This window comes from Streptomyces sp. Z26 (genome assembly GCF_003665095.1).
In the GTDB taxonomy this organism is placed as follows: domain Bacteria; phylum Actinomycetota; class Actinomycetes; order Streptomycetales; family Streptomycetaceae; genus Streptomyces; species Streptomyces phytohabitans.
Window position 1 is genome coordinate 119,881 of record NZ_RCHV01000002.1, and the last position, 24,346, is coordinate 144,226.

23 protein-coding genes are annotated in these 24,346 nt (G+C 76.0%); 13 read left to right on the forward strand and 10 right to left on the reverse strand.

The window, feature by feature from the left end; all coding sequences use genetic code 11:
• Nucleotides 1-81 precede the first annotated feature (81 nt).
• Nucleotides 82-1,731 carry an alkaline phosphatase D family protein gene (locus D7M15_RS00525; RefSeq protein ID WP_121520060.1) on the forward strand — a complete coding sequence of 550 codons (1,650 nt, stop codon included), beginning with the start codon at nt 82-84 and terminating at the stop codon, nt 1,729-1,731.
• A 278-nt stretch (nt 1,732-2,009) separates the two neighbouring features.
• A complete protein-coding gene (locus D7M15_RS00530) occupies nt 2,010-3,308 on the forward strand; it encodes a GNAT family N-acetyltransferase (protein WP_121515660.1) in 1,299 nt (432 codons plus the stop codon).
• On the opposite strand, the gene D7M15_RS00535 is transcribed toward D7M15_RS00530, so the two are convergent.
• On the reverse strand, nt 3,235-4,431 hold the full coding sequence (locus D7M15_RS00535; protein WP_121520061.1) for a PLP-dependent transferase: 1,197 nt from the start codon (nt 4,429-4,431) through the stop codon (nt 3,235-3,237). The genes D7M15_RS00530 and D7M15_RS00535 overlap by 74 nt on opposite strands.
• A gap of 105 nt (nt 4,432-4,536) precedes the next feature.
• Here D7M15_RS00535 and D7M15_RS00540 point away from each other — a divergent pair, with 105 nt between their 5' ends.
• Together D7M15_RS00540 and D7M15_RS00545 are read left to right on the forward strand one after the other, a co-directional pair.
• Nucleotides 4,537-5,010 carry an Lrp/AsnC family transcriptional regulator gene (locus tag D7M15_RS00540; protein WP_121515661.1) on the forward strand — a complete coding sequence of 158 codons (474 nt, stop codon included), beginning with the start codon at nt 4,537-4,539 and terminating at the stop codon, nt 5,008-5,010.
• A 31-nt stretch (nt 5,011-5,041) separates the two neighbouring features.
• Entirely contained in the window at nt 5,042-6,802 is a 1,761-nt protein-coding gene (locus D7M15_RS00545; protein WP_121515662.1) for a DUF885 domain-containing protein, read from the forward strand.
• Between the two features lie 72 nt (nt 6,803-6,874).
• Here D7M15_RS00545 and D7M15_RS00550 read toward each other — a convergent pair whose 3' ends face one another.
• The 3 genes from D7M15_RS00550 to D7M15_RS00560 form a co-directional block, all read right to left on the reverse strand.
• Entirely contained in the window at nt 6,875-10,012 is a 3,138-nt protein-coding gene (locus D7M15_RS00550; protein ID WP_121515663.1) for an SMC family ATPase, read from the reverse strand.
• Nucleotides 10,009-11,193 carry an exonuclease SbcCD subunit D gene (locus tag D7M15_RS00555; protein ID WP_121515664.1) on the reverse strand — a complete coding sequence of 395 codons (1,185 nt, stop codon included), beginning with the start codon at nt 11,191-11,193 and terminating at the stop codon, nt 10,009-10,011. Before D7M15_RS00555 ends, D7M15_RS00550 begins: the two co-directional genes overlap by 4 nt.
• Before the next feature lie 71 nt (nt 11,194-11,264).
• On the reverse strand, nt 11,265-11,903 hold the full coding sequence (locus D7M15_RS00560) for a YigZ family protein (RefSeq protein ID WP_121515665.1): 639 nt from the start codon (nt 11,901-11,903) through the stop codon (nt 11,265-11,267).
• A gap of 82 nt (nt 11,904-11,985) precedes the next feature.
• Between D7M15_RS00560 and D7M15_RS00565 the strand changes: the two genes are divergently transcribed.
• Nucleotides 11,986-12,453, forward strand: coding sequence for a CoA-binding protein (locus tag D7M15_RS00565; protein ID WP_121515666.1), 468 nt, complete (start codon nt 11,986-11,988; stop codon nt 12,451-12,453).
• A 162-nt stretch (nt 12,454-12,615) separates the two neighbouring features.
• On the opposite strand, the gene D7M15_RS00570 is transcribed toward D7M15_RS00565, so the two are convergent.
• Nucleotides 12,616-13,188: an XRE family transcriptional regulator gene (locus tag D7M15_RS00570; protein WP_121515667.1), complete on the reverse strand. Its 573-nt coding sequence runs from the start codon at nt 13,186-13,188 to the stop codon at nt 12,616-12,618.
• A 103-nt stretch (nt 13,189-13,291) separates the two neighbouring features.
• Between D7M15_RS00570 and D7M15_RS00575 the strand changes: the two genes are divergently transcribed.
• Complete coding sequence (locus D7M15_RS00575; protein WP_121520062.1) at nt 13,292-14,167, forward strand: DMT family transporter; 876 nt, start codon at nt 13,292-13,294, stop codon at nt 14,165-14,167.
• A gap of 59 nt (nt 14,168-14,226) precedes the next feature.
• On the opposite strand, the gene D7M15_RS00580 is transcribed toward D7M15_RS00575, so the two are convergent.
• Complete coding sequence (locus D7M15_RS00580) at nt 14,227-14,973, reverse strand: acyltransferase (protein WP_121515668.1); 747 nt, start codon at nt 14,971-14,973, stop codon at nt 14,227-14,229.
• Nucleotides 14,974-15,151: 178 nt separating this feature from the next.
• On the opposite strand from D7M15_RS00580, the gene D7M15_RS00585 reads away from it, so the two are divergent.
• Together D7M15_RS00585 and D7M15_RS00590 are read left to right on the forward strand one after the other, a co-directional pair.
• Entirely contained in the window at nt 15,152-15,730 is a 579-nt protein-coding gene (locus D7M15_RS00585; protein ID WP_121515669.1) for a gamma carbonic anhydrase family protein, read from the forward strand.
• 67 nt (nt 15,731-15,797) lie between these two features.
• Entirely contained in the window at nt 15,798-16,679 is an 882-nt protein-coding gene (locus D7M15_RS00590; protein WP_121515670.1) for a fused MFS/spermidine synthase, read from the forward strand.
• A gap of 24 nt (nt 16,680-16,703) precedes the next feature.
• On the opposite strand, the gene D7M15_RS00595 is transcribed toward D7M15_RS00590, so the two are convergent.
• On the reverse strand, nt 16,704-17,810 hold the full coding sequence (locus D7M15_RS00595) for a hypothetical protein (protein ID WP_121515671.1): 1,107 nt from the start codon (nt 17,808-17,810) through the stop codon (nt 16,704-16,706).
• Nucleotides 17,811-17,971: 161 nt separating this feature from the next.
• Between D7M15_RS00595 and D7M15_RS00600 the strand changes: the two genes are divergently transcribed.
• Nucleotides 17,972-18,427, forward strand: a complete 456-nt coding sequence (locus tag D7M15_RS00600; RefSeq protein ID WP_121515672.1) for a DUF4442 domain-containing protein — start codon at nt 17,972-17,974, stop codon at nt 18,425-18,427.
• Between the two features lie 30 nt (nt 18,428-18,457).
• Here D7M15_RS00600 and D7M15_RS00605 read toward each other — a convergent pair whose 3' ends face one another.
• Nucleotides 18,458-19,399, reverse strand: coding sequence for a LysR family transcriptional regulator (locus D7M15_RS00605; RefSeq protein WP_121515673.1), 942 nt, complete (start codon nt 19,397-19,399; stop codon nt 18,458-18,460).
• A gap of 72 nt (nt 19,400-19,471) precedes the next feature.
• Between D7M15_RS00605 and D7M15_RS00610 the strand changes: the two genes are divergently transcribed.
• Nucleotides 19,472-19,876, forward strand: coding sequence for a hypothetical protein (locus D7M15_RS00610; protein ID WP_121515674.1), 405 nt, complete (start codon nt 19,472-19,474; stop codon nt 19,874-19,876).
• 224 nt (nt 19,877-20,100) lie between these two features.
• Nucleotides 20,101-20,814, forward strand: a complete 714-nt coding sequence (locus tag D7M15_RS00615) for a VTT domain-containing protein (RefSeq protein ID WP_121515675.1) — start codon at nt 20,101-20,103, stop codon at nt 20,812-20,814.
• Between the two features lie 48 nt (nt 20,815-20,862).
• Here the strand turns inward: D7M15_RS00615 and D7M15_RS00620 are convergent, their stop codons facing one another.
• Nucleotides 20,863-21,444 (reverse strand): TIGR03086 family metal-binding protein, encoded by a 582-nt coding sequence (locus D7M15_RS00620; protein ID WP_121515676.1) that lies wholly within the window; start codon nt 21,442-21,444, stop codon nt 20,863-20,865.
• Nucleotides 21,445-21,508: 64 nt separating this feature from the next.
• On the opposite strand from D7M15_RS00620, the gene D7M15_RS00625 reads away from it, so the two are divergent.
• Nucleotides 21,509-22,312 (forward strand): helix-turn-helix domain-containing protein, encoded by an 804-nt coding sequence (locus D7M15_RS00625; protein ID WP_121515677.1) that lies wholly within the window; start codon nt 21,509-21,511, stop codon nt 22,310-22,312.
• Between the two features lie 30 nt (nt 22,313-22,342).
• On the opposite strand, the gene D7M15_RS00630 is transcribed toward D7M15_RS00625, so the two are convergent.
• A complete protein-coding gene (locus tag D7M15_RS00630; protein WP_121515678.1) occupies nt 22,343-23,125 on the reverse strand; it encodes a nucleotidyltransferase domain-containing protein in 783 nt (260 codons plus the stop codon).
• Nucleotides 23,126-23,451: 326 nt separating this feature from the next.
• Here D7M15_RS00630 and D7M15_RS00635 point away from each other — a divergent pair, with 326 nt between their 5' ends.
• Nucleotides 23,452-24,330, forward strand: a complete 879-nt coding sequence (locus D7M15_RS00635) for an undecaprenyl-diphosphate phosphatase (protein WP_121515679.1) — start codon at nt 23,452-23,454, stop codon at nt 24,328-24,330.
• Nucleotides 24,331-24,346 lie beyond the last annotated feature (16 nt).

Sequence of the window (24,346 nt, forward strand, 5' to 3'; positions counted from 1 at the left end):
CCACCCTGTGCGGGCCGCCACCCGGCACGTACGATCCGGTTCGCCCGCTCTCCTCGTTCCCCCGCTCCCCGGAGGCCGTTGATGACGCACGCCGACCCCGACGCGACCCCCGCGGGCCGCCCCGCGCCCGCCCGCCGCGCCCTGCTGCGCGGCACCCTCGCCGCGTCCGCCGCGCTGCCGCTGCTCTCCCGTACGGCGCCCGCGCAGGCCCTGTCCGGGCGGCCGGAGGCCCGGTGGGGCGTGCAGACGGGCGACGTGACGGCCGACTCGGGGCTGGTGTGGGTGCGCGCGGACCGTCCGGCGCGGATGGTCGTGGAGACCTCGGCGACGGAGTCGTTCCACCGGGTACGCCGCTGGCACGGCCCGCTGCTGGGACCCGGCACGGACTTCACCGGGACGACGGCGCTGCGCGGCCTGCCCGCCGGGGAGCAGGTCCACTACCGGGTGCTGCTCGCGGACCCGGACGACCCGCGGCGCACGGGCGAGCCGGTGCGCGGCACGTTCCGTACGGCGCCGGGCGCGCGGCGGGCCGGGGGCGGCGCGGGCGGCGGCGACGTGCGCTTCGTGTGGTCCGGCGACATCGCGGGGCAGGGCTGGGGCATCAACCCGGACCGCGGCGGCTACCCGATCTTCGACGAGATGGCCGCGCTGGACCCGGACTTCTTCCTGAACAGCGGCGACACCATCTACGCGGACGGGCCGATCGAGGCGACCGTGCCGCTGCCCGGCGGCGGCGTGTGGCGGAACGTCACCACGGAGGAGAAGTCGAAGGTCGCGGAGACGCTGGCGGAGTTCCGGGGCAACTACCGCTACAACCTGCTGGCGCGCTCGCTGCGGGACTTCAACGCGCGGGTCCCGTGGATCGTGCAGTGGGACGACCACGAGGTGCACAACAACTGGTACCCGGGCCAGCTCCTGGACGACGACCGGTACACGGTGAAGGACACCGACGTGCTCGCCGCCCGTTCCCTGCGCGCGTTCCGCGAGTACTTCCCCTTCGGCGCCCCGCACACGGGCCCGGGCGGACACGGCGGGGAACACGGCGGCGGGGGCACGGACGGCGGGCGGGTGCACCGGGTGCTGCGCCACGGCCCGCTGCTCGACGTGTTCGTGCTGGACATGCGCGCGTACCGGAACGCCAACTCCCCCGGCAGGCAGCCCGACGACCGTCGCGGCATCCTCGGCGCCGAGCAGCTGCGCTGGCTCAAGCGGGAGCTGTCGCGGTCCCGCGCGGTGTGGAAGGTGATCGCCTCGGACATGCCGCTGGGGCTGGTCGTCCCGGACGGCGCCACCGACTTCGAGGCGGTCGCGCAGGGCGGCCCGGGCGCCCCGCTGGGCCGCGAACTCCAGATCGCGGAGCTGCTGCGGCACATCAAGCACCGGGGCGTCACCGGCACGGTGTGGCTCACGGCGGACGTGCACTACACCTCGGCGCAGCACTACGAGCCGTCGCGCGCGGCGTTCCAGGACTTCGCGCCGTTCTGGGAGTTCGTGTCGGGACCGCTGAACGCGGGCGGTTTCCCCGCGCTGAAGCTCGACGGCACGTTCGGGCCGCACCAGGCGTTCCTGAAGGCACCGGAGTCGGCCAACGTGCCGCCGTCGGCGGGCGGCCAGTTCTTCGGGCAGGTGGACATCGACGCGGCCAGCGGCGAGTTGACCGTACGGCTGCGGGAGGAGGGCGGCGCGGTGCTGTTCACGCGGACGCTCCAGCCGGGGCGCGCCGGGCAGTGAGCCGTACGGGCGGGTCGTGACGTACGCGGCGGGGCGGGGTGGGACGGACGGTGCGGCGTACGGCCCGCGTCGGGGGCGGCGGGCGTCAACCACCGGGCGGCGCACGGCGTCTGGCTGACCGTGGCCGCCTCCCGGCGGCCGTGCGGACGGCGCGGGCGACCCCCGGAACCGCCCGTACGGAATGGCCGAAAACGTCACCAACCCCACGGATACAGCTTTTACTCATCTGTCACGGGGCGTTCGTGGTCGCGCAACACCGGAGAGTGAGGGTGAGTCCCATGACCGACGTACCGCCGCACCCGCCGTCCCGCCGCACCGGCCGTCCCCGCCGCCGCGACCGGTTCACCGCCGCGTTCCGCCCGCGCTCCGCGCGCGGTCGCGCGCACGCGGCGCCGGAGGCGCGCGCGGTGGAGCCGTCCCTGCCGGACCTCCGCCCCGCGCTGTGGCGGATGCGGACGACCGTACGGGAGGAGCCGGGGTCCCTCGCCGCCCTGTGCACGGCGCTGGCGGAGCGCCGGATCGACGTCCTCACCCTCCAGGCGCTGCCGCTGGGCCCCGGCGGCCCCGACGACGCCCCGTCGCCGGGCGGTTGGACGGTGGACGAACTGCTGGTGCGGGCCCCCGGGGGGCTCACCGCCGACGACCTGAGGCAGCTGGTCGCGGGCGCGGGCGGCACCCGTACGTGGGTGGAGCGCGCCGTCGCGCACGACCTCGTCGACGCGCCCGCGCAGGCGCTGGCCCTGGCCACCCGCACCGCCCTGGACTCCGCCGAACTCCCCCTGGCGCTACGGCAGCTGCTGGGCCGTTGCGTCGTACGGTCGCTGCCCGCCGGTGCCGTGGGCAACGCGTCGGGCGCGTCCGGCGCGGCGGCGGTGCCGCCCGAGGGCGAGTTCGGGGAGCACCTGCTGCGCTTCCCCGACCCGGCGGGCGGCACCCTGGCCGTGGAGCGGCACGACCCGCCGTTCACCCCGGCGGAGTTCGCGCGCGCCCGCGCCCTGGTGGAGCTGGACGCGCGGCTCGGGGAGAGCCGCGTACCGCGCGGGCGGGAGGCGCTGGCGCTGTCGGAGGGGCGACGGATCACCGTACGGCGCGCCGACACCCGCGACGTCGAGGCCGCCCGCGCCATGCACGAGCGGTGCTCGCCGCGGACGCTGTCGCTGCGCTACCACGGGCCCGTCGGCGACGCGGACCGCTACCTCCAGCACCTGCTGTCGCCGCGCTTCGGCCGCACCCTCGCCGCGGAGACCGCGTCGGGCCGCCTCGTCGCCCTCGGCCACCTGCTGTGGGACGGCGACGAGACGGAGATCGCCCTGCTCGTCGAGGACGACTGGCAGCGGCGCGGCATCGGCACCGAACTCGTCCGGCGGCTCGTGGACATGGCCGCGGAGACGCGCTGCGCCCACGTGTACGCCGTCACCCAGGCGTCGAACACGGGCATGGCCGCGGCCATGCGGAGCCTGGGCCTCCCCCTGGAGCACCAGATCGAGGCCGGCACCCTGGTGATCACGGCGCGGCTGGACCGTACGCCCGCTCCGGCGTCTCCCGCGCACTCCCCGTCGGACGGCCCCGGCCGCTGAGCGCGGCGTCGAGGTCGCGCCACAGGTCCTCGACGTCCTCCAGCCCCACGGACATCCGCAGCAACCGGTCGCTGATGCCGCCCGCGGACCGGCCCGCCTCACCGACGACGCGGTGGCTGATCGAACCGGGGTGCTGGATCAGGGAGTCGACGCTGCCGAGGCTGACGGCGGGCGTCACCAGCCGCACCCCGGCGATCACCTCGTGCGGGTCGCCCGCCACCTCGAACGCGACCATGGCGCCGCCCAGCCGCGGGTAGTGGACGCGTACGACGCGGGGGTCCGCGGCCAGTCGCCGGGCCAGTTCGGCGGCGGTCGCGGACTGGGCGGCGACGCGTACGGGCAGGGTGGCGAGGCCGCGCAGCAGCAGGTAGCCGGCGAGGGGGTGGAGCACTCCGCCGGTCTCGAAGCGGACCTGCCGCAGCTTACGGGCGTACTCGGCGTCGCAGGCGACGACGCCGCCGAGCACGTCGCCGTGCCCGCCCAGGTACTTGGTGGCGCTGTGCAGCACCAACCGGGCCCCGCTCTCGTGCGGGCGCTGGAGCACGGGCGTCGCGAACGTGTTGTCCGCGAGCAGCGGCACCGTGCCGCACGAGTGGGCGATCGCCCGCAGGTCCAGCTCGCGGAGCGTCGGGTTGGCGGGCGTCTCGACGAGGACGAGGCCGGTGTCGGGGCGCAGCGCCTCCTCGATGCCCGCCGGGTCGGTCCAGGTGACCTCGGTGCCGAGCAGACCGCCGTCGAGGAGGTGGTCGCTGCACCCGTAGAGCGGGCGTACGGCCACGACGTGCCGCAGCCCGTCACCGACCCGTACGAGGACGGCCGCGGTGAGCGCCGCCATGCCGCTGGCGAAGGCGACGGCGTCCTCGGTGCCCTCCAGCCGGGCGAGGGCCTGCTCGAAGCGGGCGACGGTGGGGTTGTCGAGGCGGCCGTAGACCGGCGGCCCGTCGGGCAGTTCACCGGTGGCGGCGAACCGGTCGAGCCGGGCGGCCTCGGCGCGGCTGTCGTACGAGGGGTACGTGGTGGACAGGTCCAGCGGCGCGGCGTGCACGCCGAGGGCGGCGAGGTCGTCCCGCCCGGCGTGCACCGCCTCGGTGGCCAGCGCGCGGGCGGCGGGTGTCGGCTCCATGGTCGTCGGCTCCTCCGGTGTCGTCTTCGTCGACGGCGTCTGCGTGGTGCCGATTCTGAACACCTCACGGGTGGTTGCGGGGAACAGCCGTGCTACGTTCGGCCGATGCCTGGTTCCGTCGCGCTCGATCCGGTCGATCTGGACATACTGCGTCTGTTGCAGAACGACGCCCGGACGACGTACCGCGAGCTGGCCGCGGCCGTCGGTGTCGCCCCCTCCACGTGCCTGGACCGGGTCGCCCGGCTGCGGCGCGGCGGCGTCATCCTGGGGCACGCGCTGCGGCTCGACCCGGCGCGGCTCGGCCGGTCGCTGGAGGCGCTGCTGTCGGTGCAGGTGCGGCCGCACCGGCGGGAGCTGATCGGGCCGTTCGTGGAACGGGTGCGGGCGCTGCCGGAGTCCCGGGCGCTGTTCCACCTCACCGGGCCCGACGACTACCTGGTGCACGTCGCGGTGACCGGCACGGCCGACCTCCAGCGGCTGGTGCTGGACGAGTTCACGTCGCGCAACGAGGTCGCCCGCGTCGAGACGCGGCTGATCTTCCAGCAGTGGGAGTGCGGACCGCTGCTCCCGCCCGCGTGACGCGGCAGGCCGCACGTACCAGGATGGGCGCATGTCCGACGCGATGAACCCGAAGAGCACGCCGGCCCCCGACCAGGCGCCGCTCCTGCCCCGCGAGGTCGCCGACAGCTATGTCGACGCCCTCGTCGAACTCGACCCGATCACCGGCACCTACCTCGGTGTCCCCACCAGCCACGGCAGGCTGCCGGACTTCTCCCCCGCCGGGCAGGAGGCGCTGGCGCAGCTCGGCCGCGACACGCTCGTACGGCTGGCGGAGGCCGAGGAGCGGCCCGGCGCCGACAGCGACGCGGAACGGCGCTGCGCGCGGCTGCTGCGCGAACGGCTCACCGCCGAACTCGCCGTGCACGACGCCGGGGAGGGGCTGCGCGCGGTGAGCAACCTCAGCTCGCCCGTGCACTCCGTACGCGGCATCCTCAGCGTGATGCCCACCGAGACCGACGCCGACTGGGCGGCCGTCGCGTCGCGGCTGCGGGCGATGCCCGCGGCGCTGGAGGGCTACCGGCTGTCGCTGGAGGCGGGGCTCGCGCGGCGGCTCCCGGCGGGGCCGCGCCAGGTGGAGACGGTCCTCGGGCAGCTCGGCGAGTGGATCGGTGACACCCCGGACGGTGCGGACGGCGGGGCGTCGGACGAGGGGGCGGACGGCGGGAGTTGGTTCGCCGCGTTCGCCGCCGGGGGGCCGGAGGCCGCGCGCGCGGAGCTGGCGGACGCCGCCGCCGACGCGACGGGCGCGGTACGGGCGCTGCGGGACTGGCTGCGCGACGTGTACGCGCCGGGCATCGCGGGCTCCCCGGAGACCGTCGGCCGCGAACGGTACGCCCGCTGGGCCCGCTACTGGAACGGCACCGACCTCGACCTGGAGGAGGCGTACGCGTACGGCTGGGCGGAGTTCCACCGGCTGCTCGCCGAGATGCGCGCCGAGGCCGAGCGGATCCTGCCCGGCGCGGACACCCCCTGGGACGCGCTGCGGCACCTGGACACGCACGGGCAGGCGATCGAGGGCACCGAGGAGGTCGTCGCCTGGCTCCAGTCGCTGATGGACGAGGCCATCGACGAGCTGGACGGCACGCACTTCGAACTGGCCGAGCCCGTACGGCGGGTGGAGTCGCGGCTCGCCCCGCCCGGCGGCGCGGCGGCGCCGTACTACACGCAGCCGTCGCTGGACTTCTCCCGGCCCGGCCGCACCTGGCTGCCGACGATGGGCGAGACCCGTTTCCCCGTCTACGACCTGGTCTCCACCTGGTACCACGAGGGCGTTCCCGGGCACCATCTCCAGCTGGCGCAGTGGGCGTACGTCGCGGACCGGCTGTCGCGCTACCAGACGACGGTCGGCATGGTCAGCGCCAACGCCGAGGGCTGGGCGCTGTACGCGGAGCGGCTCATGGACGAGCTGGGGTTCCTCGGGGACCCGGAGCGTCGGCTCGGCTACCTCGACGCGCAGATGATGCGGTCGCTGCGGATCATCGTGGACATCGGCATGCACCTGGGGCTGGAGATCCCGGCGGAGTCGCCGTTCCACCCGGGCGAGCGGTGGACGCCGGAACTGGCGCAGGAGTTCTACGGGATGCACTGCGGGCGTCCGGCGGACTTCGTGGAGAGCGAGATGGTGCGCTACCTGGGCATGCCGGGCCAGGCCATCGGCTACAAGCTCGGCGAACGCGCCTGGTTGGCGGGCCGGGAGGCGGCGCGGGCGGCGCACGGCGACGCGTTCGACGCGAAGGCGTGGCATATGGCGGCCCTGTCGCAGGGGTCGCTGGGGTTGGACGACCTGGTCGCGGAGCTGTCGGCGCTCTGAGCCGGGCGGGGGCGGCGGTGCGGCGGGCGCCGGGTCGGCGGGCCGGGTGTCCGCCGACCCCGCGCCCGCCCGTCAGCCGCCGGACGGGACCGCGCGGCGGCGTACGGACGAGCCGGCGCGGGTCTTCACCACCTCCAGCTGGGCGGGGACACGGCGGCGCAGGTCCGGTACGTGGCTGACGATCCCGACGCTGCGGTCCCGCTCCCGCAGGGAGTCGAGCACGTCGAGCACCTCGTCGAGGGTGTCCTCGTCCAGGCTGCCGAACCCCTCGTCGATGAAGAGGGTGTCGAGCGGGGTGCCGCCCGCCTCGTCGGTGACGACGTCGGCGAGGCCCAGGGCGAGGGCGAGCGACGCGAAGAACGTCTCCCCGCCCGACAGGGTGGCCGTGTCCCGCTCGACGCCCGTCCAGGAGTCGACGACGTGCAGGCCCAGCCCGGACCGGCCGCGCCCCGTCGCGCGCTCCGCGGAGTGCACCAGGGTGTAGCGGCCGCCGGACATGCGCGCGAGGCGGGCGCTGGCGGCGGCCGCGACCTGTTCGAGGCGGGCGGCCAGCACGTACGTCTCCAGGCGCATCTTCCGCTCGTTCTCCGCGGCGGTGCCCGCGGTGAGGTGCGCCAGGGCGGCGACCCGCCGGTGGGCGGCGCGGCGCGGCGCCATGGCCCGGACGTCGGCGGCGGCGCGGGCGCCCAGCTCGTCCAGCTCGGCGCAGCGGGTGCGCGCCGCCTGCTCCACGGCGTGCGCGTCCCGCAGCCGCTCGGCGGCCGCGGCGGCGGCCGTCTCCGCCGCCCGCGGGTCGGCGGGCGGCCGGGACGCGGCGGCGGTCAGCCGCTCGTCGGCCAACTCGGCCGCCACGGCGGTCTCCTCGGCCTGCCAGCGGTCCAGCCACTCCTGCGCGGCGCGCTGCCGCGCCTCGTCCAGCGCGGCGTCGGCGGCGGCCTCCGGCGAGTCGAAGCCCGCCTGCCGGGCGGCCTCGGCGGCCCGGGTCCGCGCGTCCGTACGCCGCCGCGCCGCGTCCCGCGCCGCGCGGGCGGCGCCCGCCGCGTCGGTGAGGCACACCGCCAGCCGCTCCAGCTCCGCCGCGCGCGCGGCGACGTCGACCGCGTCGCCGCGCGCCCGCCGCACCTCCTCGGCCAGCTCGGCCTGCTCCCGCAGGAGCCCTTCGCGGTGCGAGGTACGGGCGGCCGCGCGCCGTTCCGCCTCGCGTTGCTCGCCCGTACGCCGCGCGTGCTCCCGTTCGGCCCGCTCCAGCTCCTCCCGCGCGGCGTGCGCGCCCGCGGCCTCCGCGTGCGCGGCGGCGTGCCCGGCCTCCAACTCCCGTACGGCGTCGGCCAGTCGGGCCACGGCTTCGGCGCCGGCCGTGGCGCGGGCGGCGGTCAGCCGCTCGTCCACGGCGTGCAGCGCGCGGGCCGCGTCCTCCCGGGCGGTCTCCGCCTCGCCGTGTCGGGCGAGCGCGGCCTCCTCGGTGTGCCGGTCGACGTGGTCCGCGCCGGGCCGGGCGGGGGCGGGGTGCTCGGTGCCGCCGCAGACGGCGCAGGGCGCGCCGGGGGTGAGCGCCGCGGCCAGCTCGGCGGCGATGCCGCGCAGCCGCCGTTCCTTGAGGTCGAGCCAGTGGTCGCGGGCGGCGGTGACCCGTTCGCGGGCCCGGAGCAGCGCCTCGTCCGCGGTGGTCCGTTCGGCCTCCAGCCGGTCGCGGTCGCGGGCGGCCGTGAGGCGGAGGCGGGCCGGTTCCAGTCGGCCCGCGATGTGTTCCGAGCGGGTGGCGGCGGTCTGCGCGCGCTCGACGCGTGCCCGCAGCTCGCCGTGGCGGCGCTCCCAGTCGGACAGCCACTCGTCGGCGTCCCGCAGGATGTCGTCGTCGGCGCGCGACTCCCGTTCCACGGCGGCCAGTTCGGTGTCGATCTCGCGGACGCGTCCCTCAGCCCGGCGGGCGGAGGCGAGCGCGCCGAGCCGCTGCCGGGTCTCCCGCTCCAGCTCGGTGAGGCGGGTCTCGTCCGCGGTGGCGTGCCCGGCGGGCAGCCGGGCCCGCCCGCGCGCCTCGTCGTCGGCCGCGGCGGCGTGCTCGGCCTCGGCGGCGGCACGCAGCGCCACGGCGGGCGCGACGGCGGCGGCGGCGCGGGCGCGCGCCAGCCGCCCGGCGGTGTCGCGCCGCTCCCCGGCCGCGCCCGACAGCTGCTCGTGGCGGCGCCGCGCCTCGGCGAACCGCTCCTGGCGGCGGGCCAGTTCACCGGCCTCGTCCCGGCGCCGTACGGCCGTGTCGTGCGCCTCCCGCGTCGTACGGGCGGCGACGGCCGCCGCGTCGCGGCGCTCCCGCGCGCCGCAGCGCGCCACGGCGGCCTCGGCCAGCACGGTGTCCGCGAGCGCCGGGTCGCCGGGGGCGCCGGGCGGCCCGGCCTCGCCGGGCTCCGCGCCGGGTCCGGCGGCGCGCTGGTCGGGCAGGCCGCCGCCGGGGGCGCGGCGGCGCCCGGCGGCGCGCCCGTTCCCACCGCCGGGCGCCGGTTTGGGCGGGTCCTCGGGGGCGTCCGCCTCGGCGGCCGGGCCCGCCGCCTGCCGCGTCCGGTGCGCGAGGGCGAGCAGCGCCTCGTCGGCCTCGCGCACCTCGTCCTGCGCGGACCGGCGCATCCGCGCCAACTCCTCCTCCACGGCGGCGAACCGGCCGGTGTCGAAGAGCCGCCCCAGCAGCTTCGCGCGGTCCTCCGCGCCCGCCCGCAGGAAGCGCGCGAAGTCGCCCTGCGGGAGGAGCGCGACCTGGCAGAACTGGTCGCGGCTCATGCCGAGCAGCTGCCCGACCTCGTCACCGATCTCCTGGTGCGACCGGCTCAGCGCGCGCCACTCCCCCTCGGCGGCGTCCCACTCGCGCAGCGCGGAGTGCGCGCGTTCGCGGGTGCGGCCGGTGCCGGTCTTCTTCGGGCGGAGCTGTTCCGGGCGGCGGGTGATCTCCAACCGCCGTCCGCCGACGGTGACGTCCAGCACGACCTCGGTGAGGGTGTGCGGGTCGGCGTGGTCGCTGCGCAGGGTGCCGCCGGGCTGCTGCCGGGCGCCGGGCACCGTGCCGTACAGCGCGAAGCACACGCCGTCCAGCAGCGACGTCTTGCCCGCGCCCGTCGCCCCGTGCAGCAGGAACAGGCCCGCGGCGCACAGCTCGTCGAAGTCGACGCGCTGGGTGCCGCCGAACGGTCCGAACGCCGTCAGCGTCAGCCGGTGCGGCCTCATCGGCCCACCCCTTCCGGCGCGCGCTCCGGCTCCGCGACGCGCTCCGGGCGCGTGGCCTCGAACGCGTCGCGCAGCAGGCGCCGTTCCCCCGGGTCGGCGTCCCGGCCGGGGCGTACGTGTGCCACGAAGTCCTCCGCGATCTGCTGGTCGGTGCGGGCGCGCAGCCGGTCGCCGTAGCTGCCCCGGGTGCCCTCCTCGGTCCGGTCGGGGTCGAAGACGAGGCTGAGGACGTGCGGGAAGCGCGCGGCCAGCCGCGCCATCGGTTCACGCGGCCGGGCGGTGTCGGTGAGCGTGGCCTCCACCCACGCGTCCTCGTGCCGTTCGAACTCCGGTTTCTCCAGCAGCTCGTCGAGGGTTCCGCGGAGCCGGGCGAGGGGCCGCGGCACCGGGCAGGGGACGCGTTCGGCGTGGACGGCGCCGTGCTCGTCGAGGTCGACGAGCCACATCGTCTTGCGGTGCCGGGCCTCGGAGAAGGAGTACGCGAGGGGCGAACCCGAGTACCGCACGCGTTCGTTGACGGTCTGGCAGCCGTGCAGGTGGCCCAGGGCCGCGTAGTCGACCCCGGCGAAGACCCCGGCGGGGACGGACGCGACGCCGCCGACGGTGATGTCCCGCTCGCTGTCGGACGCCTCGCCGCCGGTGACGAAGGCGTGCGCGAGGACGACGGAACGGGTGCCGCCGGGCCGTTCGGCCAGGTCGGCGCGGACCCGGTCCATGGCGGCGGACAGCACGGCGGTGTGGCCGCGGCCCTCGGCGCCCAGGACACCGCGGGCGAGGGACGGTTCGAGGTAGGGCAGCCCGTAGCAGGCGACGTCGCCGTGGTCGTCCGCGAGGACGACGGGGGTGCCGCAGCCCGCGGGGTCGGTGCGCAGGTGGATGCCGGATCTGCCGATGAGTCCGGCGGCGACGCCGAGGCGGCGGGCGGAGTCGTGGTTGCCGGAGGTCAGGACGGCGGGCACGCCGAGGTCGGCCAGGCGGTGCAGCACGTCGTCGAACAACTCGACGGCGGCGAGGGACGGGACGGCGCGGTCGTAGATGTCACCCGCGACGAGCACCGCGTCGACCCGGTGCCGGTCCACCGTGTCCACGAGGTGCGCGAGGAAGGCGCGCTGGGCGTCGAGCAGGCTGACGCGGTGGAAGCCGCGGCCCAGGTGCCAGTCGGATGTGTGGAGCAGACGCATGGTCAAGGACCCTACGGCCAGGCACTGACAACGCCCGCGACACCCGGCCCCCGCGCCGCGCCGGCCCCCGCTCAGGCCGGTCCGGCGGCCGATCCGTAGACCTCGCCGCCGAGTTCGAGCCGCGCCGTGCCCGCCGTCGCGTCCGCGAGCCAGCCGCCGAACGTCCCGACGTCCGCCTCCGGCAGCCCGACCGTGAACGTGACCTCCGTGCCGTACGCCACGTCCCGCACGTCGCGGCCCGCCGCGCGCAGGTCGTTCGCCAGGCGCCCGGCGCGGTCGTGCCCGACGGTGACCTCGGCGAGCCGGAAGCGTTCCCGTACGACGGTGCCGACCGCGTCGAGGGCCTCCCCGACGGCGCCGCCGTAGGCGCGGATCAGGCCGCCCGCGCCGAGCTTCGTACCGCCGAACCAGCGGGAGACGACCGCCACCACGTACCGCGTCTCGCGCCGCAGCAGCATCTGGAGCATCGGCACCCCGGCGGTGCCGCCCGGCTCGCCGTCGTCGCTCGCGCGCTGCACGGAGCCGTCCGCGCCGAGGACGTAGGCCCAGCAGTGGTGGCCCGCCGTCGGATGCGCGGCGCGGACCCGCGCGAGGAACGCCCGCGCCTCCGCCTCGTCGGCCGCGGGCGCGAGGGCGCAGCGGAAGCGCGAGCGGTTGACCTCCGTCTCGTGGACGCCCTCGCGGGCGAGGGTCACGTAGCGGTCGGGCATGCCGCCACCCTACGGGCGCCGCCGTACGGGGGCGGTGCCGGGCCGCGGGAATGCGGTGCCGGTGCGCGCCCGTTGTCCGGGCATGGGCGCAGACGAGAACGGCGAGAACGGCGGACCCGGCGGGTACGCGGACGAGGCGACGATCCGCAGGGTCCTCACCGGGACGGGCGACACCTGGGCCGTGGTGGGCCTGTCGAACAACGCGGACCGGGCGGCGTACGGCGTGGCCGGTGTGCTGCGCCGCCACGGCAAGCGGGTCGTGCCGGTGCACCCGAAGGCGGAGACGGTCGGCGGGGAGCGCGGGTACGCGACGCTGGCGGACATCCCGTTCCCCGTGGACGTGGTGGACGTGTTCGTCAACGCGTCGCTGGCCGGGCCCGTGGCCGACGAGGCGGTACGGGTGGGCGCGAAGGCCGTGTGGTTCCAGCTGGGCGTGGTCGACGAGGCGGCGTTCGCGCGGACCCGCGCGGCCGGGCTGGACATGGTGATGGACCGCTGCCCGGCGATCGAACTCCCGCGCCTGGAGCGGGAACGGCAACGGGCCGGCTGAGCGGCGCGCCGCGCGGGCGGCGGCTCGCACCCCGGGGCCGCCCGGCAGGCCGAAGGGGGGTGATGCCGCCGTGATCCATGCCGGCCTCCCCCACGGCGGGTCGTGCGGCCGTCCGGGGTACGGGTGTCACGGGCGTACGGGCCTCCCCGTCCCGTACGGGTCTCAGCGGGGCGCGGGAACGGAGACCGCCATCGTCATCTCGACCGGTACGGCGCCGTCGTTGCGGTAGCCGTGCGGGACGTGCGCCTCGAACGACGCGGAGGTGCCCGCGGGCAGCGCGTGGTCGGCGCCGTGCGCGGAGAGCGTCAGCTCGCCGGTGGTGACGTGCACCAGTTCCGTGGTGCCCGGCGGGTGCGGGTCGGAGGTGCTGCCCTCGCCGGGCATCAGCCGCCAGGACCACAGCTCCAGCGGCCCGGGTGCCTCCGTACCGGCGAGGAGGGTGCTGTGGCTGCCCGCCTCGGTGGACCAGAGGCGTACGGCCTGCTCGGCGGGTACGAGGCGGACCTGCGGCTGCTGGTCGTAGTCGAGCAGGGTGGTGACGCTGACGCCGAGCGCGTCGCCCACCTTGACGACGGTGCCGACGCTGGGGTTCGTGCGCGCCTGCTCGATCTGGATGAGCATGCCCCGGCTGACGCCCGCGCGCGCGGCGAGCGCGTCGAGGGTGAAGCCGCGTTCCTGGCGGTGGCGCTTCAGGTTGCGGGCGAGGGACTGCGTGAGGTGGTCGAGGTCGGTCACGTTACTCCGGCACCGTCAAATATTTTGGATGACTGGGTCGAACAGAATGCACTACGGTGTGCTGGACTTCAGCGTTCATCACACCGTACTGCGAGGAGCCGCGATGACTGCCGTACTGGCCCTGGTCACCAGTCTGATGTGGGGGCTGGCCGACTTCGGCGGCGGGCTGCTCACCCGGCGGATGCCCGCGCTCACGGTCGTGGTGGTGTCCCAGACGCTCGCCATGTCGGTGCTCGGCGTGCTCGTCGTCGCGACGGGCGGCTGGAGCGAGTGGGGGCCGCAGCTGTGGTTCGCGGTCGGGGCGGGCGCGGTCGGGCCCGTCGCGATGCTCGCGTTCTACCGCGCGCTGGCCCAGGGCCCGATGGGCGTCGTCTCGCCGCTCGCCTCCCTCGCGGTACTGGTGCCGGTCGGCGCCGGGCTGGCGCTCGGCGAACGGCCGGGCCCGCTGCAGGCCGTCGGGCTGCTCGTCGCCGTCGGAGGCGTGCTGCTCGCGGGCGGCCCGGAGCTGCGCGGCGCGCCCGTGCAGCGGCGGACGCTGCTGCTGACCCTGGTCGCCGCCTTCGGCTTCGGCGCGGTGCTGGCGCTGATCGAGCACGCCTCGTCGACCATGGCCGGGCTGTTCCTCGCGCTGTTCGTGCAGCGGGTGTGCAACGTGCTGGTGGGCGGCGCCGCGCTCTACGCGCAGGTACGGCGCGGCACCCCCGCGCTGCCCGGCCCGACCCGCGAGGAGGGCCGCCGGACGCTGACCGCCGCGCTGCCCGCGCTGGCCTTCGTCGGGCTGGCGGACGTCGCCGCGAACGGCACGTACATGGTCGCCGCGCAGCTCGGCCCCGTCACCGTCGCCGCCGTGCTCGCCTCCCTGTACCCGCTGGTCACCGCCCTCGCCGCGCGCGGCGTCCTGCGGGAGCGGCTGCGCGTGGTCCAGGCCGCGGGCGCGGGCCTCGCGCTGTTCGGCACGGTGCTGCTCGCGTCGGGCTGACCGGGCCGCGGGCGTACGGACGTACGGACACGGGCCGTACGCCTCGACGGCCGTACGCCTCAGGGCCCTTCGCGGCCGGTGGCGGGCACGTTCCGCTCGACCAGCTCCGTCAGCGCGGACAGCTGCTCCGGCGTGACGCCCTCCGGTATGGGTACGGGCGGCGGCGTGCGCAACGGCGGCTGCCAGCCGTCGTCGGGGTCCCAGCGGCGTACGATCCGCGCGGGCGCGCCCGCCGCGACCGCGTGGTCGGGCACCTCGCCGCGCACGACGGCGCCCGCCGCCACCACCACGTTCCGGCCGAGCCGCGCTCCCGGCAGGATCACCGCGCCCGCGCCCAGCCAGCTGCCGCGCCCGATCTCGACGGGCGCGGTGCGCGGCCACTGCTTGCCGACCGGCTGTTCGGGGTCGTCGTAGCTGTGGTTGGTCGAGGTGATGTAGACGTACGGGCCGCAGAACACGTCGTCCCCGAGGGTCACCGAGGTGTCCGCGATGACGTGGCTGCCGCGTCCCAGCACCACGCCGTTGCCGAGCCGCAGCACCGTCTCCGGGCCGAGGTCCAGGTCGGGCATCATGCCCGCGGTCAGCGTCACGTCCTGGCCGATGACGCAGTGGTCACCGATCTCGATCCACGCGGCGCCGAATATCGTCCCCTGCGGGAAGGCCAGTCGACTGCCGGTGCCGAAGGCCCGGAAGGCGTACGGGCCGCGCCGTTCGGCGGTCACGCCGCCCAGGCGCTGCGCGCCGCGCCAGAGTCCGTGCACCGCGCGCGCGGCGAGCGAGTCGAAGGCGTTCCTGAGCCGGGGCACCCGCTCACGGTAACCGCAGCCGCCCGTAGGGGCTCCGCGTACTCCCTGTGATCTTCCCCCCAGGACCCGGCCATGATCTACGGTGCAGCCAGGACGCACGGGCGGCACCGCACGCCCGGCGGCACGGGACGCACGGACGCAGGAACGCCGGAACGCACGGACGGAAGAGGCGAGGACCATGGCCGGACTGGATGCGCTGATCGCGAGTGTGGGCGGCCGTACGCCCGACGTGGACCCGGACGCGCTGGTCGCTCCCACGTCCGTCGTGGTCGGCGGGGTGACGCTCCGCGCGGGGGCCAGCGTCTGGTACGGCGCGGTGCTGCGCGGCGACTGCGACACGATCGTCCTCGGCCGGGACAGCAACATCCAGGACAACTGCACCGTGCACGCCGACCCCGGCTTCCCCGCCGTCGTCGGGGACCGTGTCTCGGTCGGCCACAACGCGGTGCTGCACGGCTGCACCGTGGAGGACGACGTACTGGTCGGGATGGGGGCGACGGTCCTCAACGGGGCGCGGATCGGGGCCGGTTCGCTGATCGCGGCGCAGGCCCTCGTACCGCAGGGCATGCGGGTGCCGCCCGGTTCACTGGTCGCCGGGGTGCCCGCGCGGGTGAAGCGGCAGCTGACGGACGAGGAGCGCGAGGGCATCCGGGCGAACGCGGCGATGTACGTGGAGCTGGCCCGCGCCCACCGGGCGGGCGGACTCGACCGCGAGGACGACGCCACCGGGCGCGGCGGGGCGGTCCCGGCGGACTGACCCGCGCGGGCACGGGCCGGGGGCGGCCACGGGAGCACCGGGCGCCCGCGCCCGCCACAATGGGGCCGTGCCAGAACCCGAGTCCCCGCACGAAGCGTTCCCGCCGGACGGCGAGCCCCTGCCCGAGAGCCGCCCCGTCACGGGCGGCACCGCGAAGCTGCTGCCCGACGTCGACCGGCCCCGCGCCTGGCTGTTGACCGTGGACGGCGCCCCGCAGTCGTACGTGGACCTCGACGACCCGCTGCACCTGGAGTTCGAGTACGCGCGACGGCTCGGCCACGTGCTGGACCTGGCCGGTCCCCCGGGCCCCCTCGACGTGCTGCACCTCGGCGGCGGCGCGCTGACGCTGCCGCGCTACACGGCCGCCACCCGCCCCGGCTCCCGGCAGCACGTCGTGGAGTACGACCGGGCGCTGCTCGCGTTCGTCACCGAGCGGCTGCCGCTACCGCCCGACCCCGGGCTGCGGGTCGAGGCGGGGGACGCCCGTACGGTGCTGGAGGGGCTGCCCGCCGCGAGCGCCGACGTGGTGGTCGGGGACGTGTACGGCGGCTCGCGCGTCCCCGCGCACCTCACCACGCTGCCGTACGCGCGGGCCGTGGCACGGGTGCTGCGCCCCGACGGCGTGTACGCCGGGAACCTCGCGGACGCGTCCCCGTTCCGCTTCCTCGCGTCCCAACTCGCCACGTTCGCCGCGGTGTTCCCGCACCTGTGCCTCATCGCGGAGCCCGCGGTGCTGCGCGGCAGGCGGTTCGGCAACACGGTGCTGCTCGCCTCCCGTACGGAGCCGCCCGTACGGGAGCTGGCGCGGCGCACCGCGGCCGACGCGTTCCCCGCGCGCGTCGTGCACGGGGCGGCGCTGCGCCGGATGGCGGCGGACGCCGCGCCCGTGCGGGACGAGGCCGCGGAGCGGTCACCGGTCCCGCCGGAGGGCGCGTTCGGCGTCGGCTGAGGGTGAGGGAGACCCGTACGGCCGTCAGCCGCGCGGGTCGCCGGCCTCGCCCGGTTCGCCGGAGGAACGGAGGCTGTTCATCATCTTCTTGACGGTGGCGTCGGGCAGTTCGTCGTCGACCCCCGCGTCCGTCAGCATGATCCAGATGGCGAGGTCGTCGTTGGCGTTGATCCACGAGACCGTGACGGCCTTGGCCGCGCCGGGGTCGCACTTGCTGTCCTTGGGGCCGCCCGTGAGCGTCGCGACGGCGGTGTGGCCCTTGATGCCGTGCGCGTTCTTGAACGGCTTGCCGCCGGACTCCTTCAGCGTGCCCTTCTGCTTCTGGTCGTAGCCTGCGAGCACGAAGTTGGACGCCGCGATCTCGGCCGCCTCCTTCGTGTTCTTGGACCCCTGCGCGCCCTTGGTGCCGACGACGGCGCGGTTGCTGTCCTTGCACCAGTCCTGCTTGTAGTACGCGGGCGCGGACATGGCGACCAGCAGTTTGCCGTCCTCGTCCTCGAAGCCCGTGATGGTGCCGGTGGAGGCGAGTTCCCAGTCCGGGGTCTTGGGGACGTCGAACGCGGAGAAGTGCTTGGGGTTGACCACGGTCTGCCAGCCGGGGACCACCGGGTCCGTGGGGTCGTCGGACTCCTCGGGGGTGGGCTCCGCCGAGGGCTCCTCCGCGGTCGGTGAGCCGGAGGGGCGCTTGTCCCCGCCAGCGGTCTCCTTGTCGTCCCCGTCGTCCTGGAGCAGCAGGAAACCGGCGACCGCGGCGGCGACCACGGCGACGGCCGTGACCCCGGCGATGACCGCCTTCTTCCGGCCACCCCCGCCCTGCGGCGGCTGCGGCGCGCCGGGCTGCCCGGGGGCGCCCCACTGCTGCTGCCCGTACGGCTGCGGCGGGTACGGCTGCTTGTCCGACGGCCCGCCCTGCGGCGGCTGGCCGGGCTGCTGCGGGTAGCCGCCCGGCTGCTGGGGATAGCCGTATCCCGGCTGCTGCGGCGGCTGTTGGGGGTAGGGGCCGGGCTGCTGGTACGGGTTCGGCTGCTGTCCCGCCCCCGACTGCGGGTGTCCGGGCTGTCCCGGTTGCTGGTACGGGTTCGGCTGCTGCGGGTTCTGTTCGCCACCGGGCTGCTGGTCTCCTGGCCACATGGCCGGTAACTCTATTGCCCGCTCAGGGGCCGGACCACGGCCGGTCGCGGATCGGTACCGAGCCGGTACACGGGCTCCGCGCGCACGGCTTCCCGTCCCCCGCCCGTACCGTCCCGGGATCGGCCTTCCACGCCTTGTTACCCGGTGGTAACGTGCCCGGCATGTCCGCAGAACCCCTGCCGTCGATCGGCGAACTGCTTCCGGCCACCGTGCCGATGGTCCGCACCCTCAACCTCGAATTCCACGAGACGACGGCCGAGCGCGCCGTCCTCTCGCTGCCCGACCAGAGCGCGTTCCACAACCACCTCGGCGGCCCGCACGCGGGGGCCATGTTCACGCTCGGGGAGTCCGCGAGCGGCGCCATCGTGCTGGCCGCCTTCGGTGACCAGCTCTCACGGGCCGTGCCGCTCGCCGTCAAGGCGGAGATCGGCTACGCGAAGCTCGCCAAGGGCACCGTCACCGCCACCGCCGAACTCGGCCGCCCCGCCACCGAGATCGTCGCGGAACTGGACGCGGGAGAGCGGCCCGAGTTCCCCGTGCGCGTGGCGTTCACCCGCGCGGACGGTGCCGTGACCGGCGAGATGAGCATCGTCTGGACCCTGCGCCCCAACGAATGAGCACGCCCCGGCGCGGGACGGCCCGTGGCGTCAGCCGCCCCGCGCCGGTTCCGGCGGGCGCGGGGTGTCGGCGTCCAGTTCGGCGGCGAGCGCGATGATCGCGTCCAGGACGGTGACGACCTCCGTGCGCGGTTCCGAACGGGTCGTACGGTGGCGGGCGATGAGGCTGCGGGTCCCCAGGCCGGGCAGGGACACCGCGCGGACCCCTTCGGGCAGCGCGCCGCGTACCGCCAGTGCCGGGACGACCGCGATCCCGAGGCCGCCGGAGACCAGCGACAGCGCCACCTGGTAGTCGTGGTAGCTGTGCGCCGCGGGCGGCGCGCCCGGCAGCCCGCGCCGGGCGTGCTCGGTGGCCGCGTGCGCCGCGGTGTCCGAGTCGACGCCGAGCCAGGTGAGGCTCGCCAGGTCGGCGGTGCTCGCCGGGACGGGCGTCGCCGCGGGCATCACCACCAGCCACGGCTCCTCCAGCACCGGCACGTCGCGGGTGCCGCGCGGCGCGGGCCCGGGGCCGACGCCGCCGTTGACCTCCAGCAGGAGCAGGTCGACGGCCCCCGCCCGCAGCTCCGCCTTGGCCTTCTCGCTCTCCATCTCCCGGATCACCAGCTCCAGCGCGGGGAACTCCTCCTCCAGCCGGTGCACGAGCGGCACCAGGAGCGTACGGATCACCGTCTGGAACGCGCCGATGACCACCGTTCCGGTCACGTCCTCCCGCAGCGCGGCGAGCGCCTTGCGGGCGTCTATCAGCTCGGCCTCCACCCGTTCCGCCGCGTCGGCCAGCACCCGGCCCGCGCGGGTGAGGACGGCGCCGCTGGGCTGGCGGTCCAGCACGGCGGTGCCGATCGCCTCCTCCAGCCGGGCGATCTGCTGGGACACGGCGGACGGCGAGAGACGCAGTACGTCGGCCGCCGCGAGCACGCCACCGGCCCGGTGGACGGCGAGGAGGACGGCCAGTCTGCGGGGGTCGATATCCATTCAGGTGAGCTTAACCCCGAGAGCAGATAACTTCGATTGCGCTACAGGGGTGCGGAAGGCCACGATGTCGGCATGAAGGAGATGTTGTCCCTGGTCGCGGAAGCGGCCGGATGGATCGGCGCCCTGTCCACCGCGGCGGCCTACGCCCTTGTTTCCCGTCGCCGGATCGAACCGGATTCGGCCGCGTTCCAGTCCCTGAACCTGCTCGGCGCCGCCCTGCTGGCCGTCTCGGCCGCCTCCACCGGCTCCTGGCCGTCCGTCACCGCGAACTTCGTCTGGATCCTCATCGGCGTGCAGGCCCTCGTGAGCGCCCGGCGCGTGATCGGCGCCGCCGCCGACCACGTCGACGACTGCCTGCGCACCCGGCTGGCGCCGGCGGCCGGGCACGCGGGCGACACGGAACGCGAACCCGCCGCCGTACCCGCGCTGCATCCCGTCGGCGCCGGTGAGGTGCTGGCGGCACCCCGGCTCGGCTGACCGACCGGGTCGACCGCGCCGCGCGGCGGCCCCGTACCGGCCCGCTCCCCCACCCACCCGTCCCACGGCCGCCCCGCCGCACACCGGCCCGGCGGCCGTACCCGTACCCCCGCGTCCCCCGTGGCCCCACAGCCCGTGTCCCCGTGCCCCCGGGCAGGGTCAGATATGTCACGGCGGAGTCCGGACCGGCCGGAACGCCACGCGCGTCGGCTACTCTCCGCAGGATGTCCGTCCCCGCCGCGCAACTCCCGGGCCTCCCCGCCCGTCTGTCCCGGGCGCTGCTCTCCCCGTGGTCCCGACTCGGCCTGCTCGTCGCGCTCCTCGCGACCGCCGCCGGGACGGTGCTGGCGTACGAACCGCAGCGCCTCCTCGCGGACGGCTGGCCGACCCGGCTGTCGGGTGCGGCGGCCGTCGTCCTGTTCGCGGTGGCGTACGGCTTCTGCACGACGGCGTTCGTACCGCGCCCCTTCCTCAACCTCGCCGCGGGCGCGCTGTTCGGCGCCCAGGCGGGTACGGTCGCCGCGCTCGGCGGCACCGTCCTCGGCGCGGGACTCGCCTTCGGCCTCGGCCGGCTGCTCGGCCGGGACGCGCTGCGCCCGCTGCTGCGGGCCCGCGTACTGACCGCCGCCGACCGGCAGTTGAGCGAACACGGCTTCCGCTCGATGCTGCTGCTGCGGCTGCTGCCGGGCGTGCCGTTCGTGGCCGCCAACTACGGCGCGGCGGTGTCGCGCATGAGCTGGTCCGCGTTCCTCGCGGCGACGGCGGTCGGCTCGGTGCCGAACACGGCGGCGTACGTGGTCGCGGGCAGCCGCGCCGCGACGCCCACCTCCCCGGCGTTCCTCACGGCGTTCGCCTTCATCGCGCTGTCCGGGCTGGCGGGCGCGGCCGTCGCCTGGCGCAAGCGCACCCGGCTGCGCGCCGCCGCGGCCACGGCCTGACGGACGCGCCCCCGGCACGTACGCGCGCCCCTCCCCTCCCCGGCCCGGTCAGCCCCGCGCGGGCGGGCGCCAGCCCGGGTCGCGCCCGGTGGCGGCCAGCAGCCGGTCGAACGGGGACGCGTCCGCCGGTACGGGCGCGGGCTCGGCGAAGACCCCCATCCGGCGGGCCGTGGGCGCCAGCCCGTCCAGCAGCGCGGTCATCTCCGTGACGCACGCCGGGTCCGGTGTGAAGGGCACGCCGACGGACCGCGCCAGGTCCCAGCCGTGCACGGTGAGGTCCAGCACCGCGAGGGAGCCGACGGTACGCGCGGGCATCTCCATCCGGCCCGCCGTCCCCTCCTCCGCGCCGGGCGCCGCCCACGCCGTGGCCAGTCGGCCGGTCTCCGCCGCGAACCGTTCCCGCCAGCCGTCGTCGGCCACCCGGTCCGGCGTCTCGGCCAGGTCGGTGTCGCCCTTGGCGGCGAGCGCCTGGAAGTTGACGACCACGGAGAAGAGGTGGTTGAGCAGGGCCCGTACGTCGTACTCGGCGCACGGCGTGGCCGCCCCGAGCCGGTCGTCGGGCACCGCGCCGACCACGGGGACGGCGCGGGTCGAGGCGGCCCCGAGCAGGTCGCTGATCGTGTGTGTCATGCGCCGAAGCTAGCCCCGGCGGCGCGGCGGAGGCTTGAAGAAACGCGACAGTAGGATCGCCGCCATGGCCGGTCCGCGACGCGACACCCGGGGCATCGTCGACGCTCCGGGGCTGTTCACGCGCGTACGCTTCCGCCGCCACGAGCCCGCCCCGGCGCTCCGCCCGTACCTGGAGCACTACTGGCTGATCGACTGGGACCTCACCGAGCCGTACGTCTCGCACGTGGTGCCGCACCCGTCGGTCAACGTCGTCTTCCAGCGGCACCCCGGGCTCCCCGCGTACGGCGAGGTCGCCGGGGTCGGCCTGGAACTGTCCGCGCACCGGCTGGAGGGGGCGGGCCGGGTGTGCGGCGTGCAGTTCCGGCCCGGCGGTTTCCGGCCGTTCGCGCCGCGGTTCCCCGTCTCGCGCTGGACGGGTCTGCGGGTGCCGCTGGCGGCGGCGTTCCCCGGCGTCGCGGACGACGCGGCGGCGCGCGTCCTCGACGGCGGCTCGGACGCCGAACGGGTCGCCGCGCTCGACGCGTTCCTGCTGGCGCGCGACCCGGAGCCGAGCCGCGCCGCCGACCGGGCGACGGAGCTGGTGGGGCGCGTGCGCGCGGACCGGGGCGTGCGGCGGGTGGCCGCGTTCGCGGCGGCCGAGGGGATGTCCGTACGGTCGATGCAGCGGCTGTTCGCGGCGTACGTCGGCGTCAGCCCCAAGTGGGTCGTCCTGCGCTACCGCATCCACGAGGCGCTGGAGCGCGCCGCCACCGGCGCGGGAACGGACTGGGCGGCCCTCGCCGCGGACCTCGGCTACAGCGACCAGGCCCATCTCGTACGGGACTTCACCGCCACGGTCGGGGTGCCGCCGTCCGCGTACGCGCGCTGAACGGCGCCCACCACGGCCCCGTCACCGCCGTCACGGCCGTTCGGCGGCGAGTGCCGCGCGGAACAGCTCCTCGGCGCGCGCGAGGACGCGTTCGAGCGTGCCCGGATCGGGGGCGCCCGCCGTGGGTGCGAGCGCGGCGGTGAGCGCGTCGACGTCGCGCAGTCCCGCGCGGCGCAGCAGCGCCTTCTCGTTGGTGACCCACTCCCCGCGCGCCGCGAGGACGGCGTGCGCGCACTGCGCCGCCGCCGTGGCGAGGGCGCCCGCGGTCTCGGTGAGGCGCGCGTGGGGCGCGTGGTGGGCGCGGGCGTACGCCAGCGTGGCGAGGGCCATGTCGTGCCACCGCCGCGCGGCGGCCGTACGCAGGGGCGCGGGGTAGCCGGCGGGGCGCGGGAGTACGCCCCGGAGCACGCGGTTGACGGCGAGTTCCGCGACGACGAGGTAGCCGGGGATGCCCGCGAGGTGGAACATCAGCGGCTCCACCCGGAAGCGGCCCTCCTCCGCCTCCGCGAGTTCGTGCTCGACGACGTCGAGGTCGCGGTAGTGGACGTCGACGCGGCGGCCCTCGACGGTCAGCCAGGCGCCGCCGTTGAACACTCCGCCACCCCACTCGCCGATCCCGGAGACCTCGCCGGGCCAGCCCAGCGCGCGCAGGTCGGCCGGGTCGAAGACGCCCCGGTAGTAGACGGCGAGGTCCCAGTCGCTGTCGGGCCGTTCGGTGCCCTGCGCGCGGGAACCGCCGAGCGCCACCGCCCGTACGCCCGGCAGGGACGCGAGTCGGTCGGCGAGGTGGTCGAGGAACTCCTGGTCGCGCATGGCACGGCAGCGTAGGGCACGCGACGGCCGCACGGCACGCCGTACGGGCGCGGGCGTACGGGCTCGCGCGGGGGCGGCCGACGGCCGGGCCGTGCGGGACGCTACGCTGCCTCGCAACCAGGGCGCGCACCTCATCCGCCGCCGCGCCGCCCACGTTGCCCCGGGGCTGACGTGCCGTCAGCCGTGTCCGTACGGGATCGGCGTGAGCGGGGCGACCCCACCGGCGGCACGACGAGACGCGCACCTCGCCCGGCAGTCCGCAACCATCCGCTGACCCGCGCCCGCGCCGGTCAGTACGATCACACCCCTGGACGGCACAACTCCCCATGTCTTGGTTCGAATCATTCATCCTCGGGCTCGTCCAGGGGCTGACCGAGTTCCTTCCGATCTCCTCCAGCGCGCACCTGCGGCTCACCGCCGCGTTCGCGGGCTGGGAGGACCCGGGTGCCGCGTTCACCGCCGTCACCCAGATCGGTACGGAGGCGGCGGTCCTCATCTACTTCCGCAAGGACATCGCCCGCATCATCTCCGCCTGGTGCCGCTCACTGGTCGACAAGGAGATGCGGCAGGACCACGACGCCCGGATGGGTTGGCTGGTGATCGTCGGGTCCATCCCGATCGGCGTGCTCGGGCTGGCGTTCAAGGACCAGATCGAGGGCCCGTTCCGCGACCTGCGGCTGATCGCCACGACGCTGATCGTGCTGGGCATCGTGCTGGGCATCGCGGACCGGGTGGCCGCCCGCCGGGGCGTCGGCGGACGGCACCGCGCCGCGCCGGAACCCAAGACGATCGAGGCGCTCAACGCGCGGGACGGCATCCTCTTCGGACTCGCCCAGTCCCTCGCGCTGATCCCCGGCGTGTCCCGTTCCGGCGCCACCATCAGCGGCGGTCTGTTCATGGGCTACACCCGCGAGGCGGCGGCCCGTTACTCGTTCCTGCTGGCCATCCCCGCCGTACTCGCCTCCGGCCTGTTCGAGCTGACGGCGATCGGCGAGGGGCACGTGTCCTGGGGGCCGACGCTGTTCGCGACGGGACTGGCGTTCCTGGTGGCGTACGCGGTCATCTCGTGGTTCATGCAGTTCATCTCGACGAAGAGCTTCATGCCGTTCGTGATCTACCGCATCCTGCTGGGCATCGTCATCTTCGCCCTCGTCGGCGCCGGTGTCCTCGACCCGCACGAGGGCGAGTCCATCGGCGGGGAGTGACCTCCGGGCGGCCACA

Bases quoted from the DNA above. Each gene is read 5' to 3' on its own strand.
- D7M15_RS00565 (WP_121515666.1), top strand. From the start codon at position 11,986: ATGGGCGCAGACGAGAACGGCGAGAACGGCGGACCCGGCGGGTACGCG.
- D7M15_RS00550 (WP_121515663.1), bottom strand. From the start codon at position 10,012: ATGAGGCCGCACCGGCTGACGCTGACGGCGTTCGGACCGTTCGGCGGC.
- D7M15_RS00630 (WP_121515678.1), bottom strand. From the start codon at position 23,125: ATGCGCGACCAGGAGTTCCTCGACCACCTCGCCGACCGACTCGCGTCC.
- D7M15_RS00555 (WP_121515664.1), bottom strand. From the start codon at position 11,193: ATGCGTCTGCTCCACACATCCGACTGGCACCTGGGCCGCGGCTTCCAC.
- D7M15_RS00605 (WP_121515673.1), bottom strand. From the start codon at position 19,399: ATGGATATCGACCCCCGCAGACTGGCCGTCCTCCTCGCCGTCCACCGG.
- D7M15_RS00585 (WP_121515669.1), top strand. From the start codon at position 15,152: ATGGCCGGACTGGATGCGCTGATCGCGAGTGTGGGCGGCCGTACGCCC.
- D7M15_RS00535 (WP_121520061.1), bottom strand. From the start codon at position 4,431: ATGGAGCCGACACCCGCCGCCCGCGCGCTGGCCACCGAGGCGGTGCAC.
- D7M15_RS00560 (WP_121515665.1), bottom strand. From the start codon at position 11,903: ATGCCCGACCGCTACGTGACCCTCGCCCGCGAGGGCGTCCACGAGACG.
- D7M15_RS00620 (WP_121515676.1), bottom strand. From the start codon at position 21,444: ATGACACACACGATCAGCGACCTGCTCGGGGCCGCCTCGACCCGCGCC.
- D7M15_RS00610 (WP_121515674.1), top strand. From the start codon at position 19,472: ATGAAGGAGATGTTGTCCCTGGTCGCGGAAGCGGCCGGATGGATCGGC.
- D7M15_RS00625 (WP_121515677.1), top strand. From the start codon at position 21,509: ATGGCCGGTCCGCGACGCGACACCCGGGGCATCGTCGACGCTCCGGGG.
- D7M15_RS00540 (WP_121515661.1), top strand. From the start codon at position 4,537: ATGCCTGGTTCCGTCGCGCTCGATCCGGTCGATCTGGACATACTGCGT.
- D7M15_RS00600 (WP_121515672.1), top strand. From the start codon at position 17,972: ATGTCCGCAGAACCCCTGCCGTCGATCGGCGAACTGCTTCCGGCCACC.
- D7M15_RS00635 (WP_121515679.1), top strand. From the start codon at position 23,452: ATGTCTTGGTTCGAATCATTCATCCTCGGGCTCGTCCAGGGGCTGACC.
- D7M15_RS00615 (WP_121515675.1), top strand. From the start codon at position 20,101: ATGTCCGTCCCCGCCGCGCAACTCCCGGGCCTCCCCGCCCGTCTGTCC.
- D7M15_RS00545 (WP_121515662.1), top strand. From the start codon at position 5,042: ATGTCCGACGCGATGAACCCGAAGAGCACGCCGGCCCCCGACCAGGCG.
- D7M15_RS00575 (WP_121520062.1), top strand. From the start codon at position 13,292: ATGACTGCCGTACTGGCCCTGGTCACCAGTCTGATGTGGGGGCTGGCC.
- D7M15_RS00530 (WP_121515660.1), top strand. From the start codon at position 2,010: ATGACCGACGTACCGCCGCACCCGCCGTCCCGCCGCACCGGCCGTCCC.
- D7M15_RS00595 (WP_121515671.1), bottom strand. From the start codon at position 17,810: ATGTGGCCAGGAGACCAGCAGCCCGGTGGCGAACAGAACCCGCAGCAG.
- D7M15_RS00525 (WP_121520060.1), top strand. From the start codon at position 82: ATGACGCACGCCGACCCCGACGCGACCCCCGCGGGCCGCCCCGCGCCC.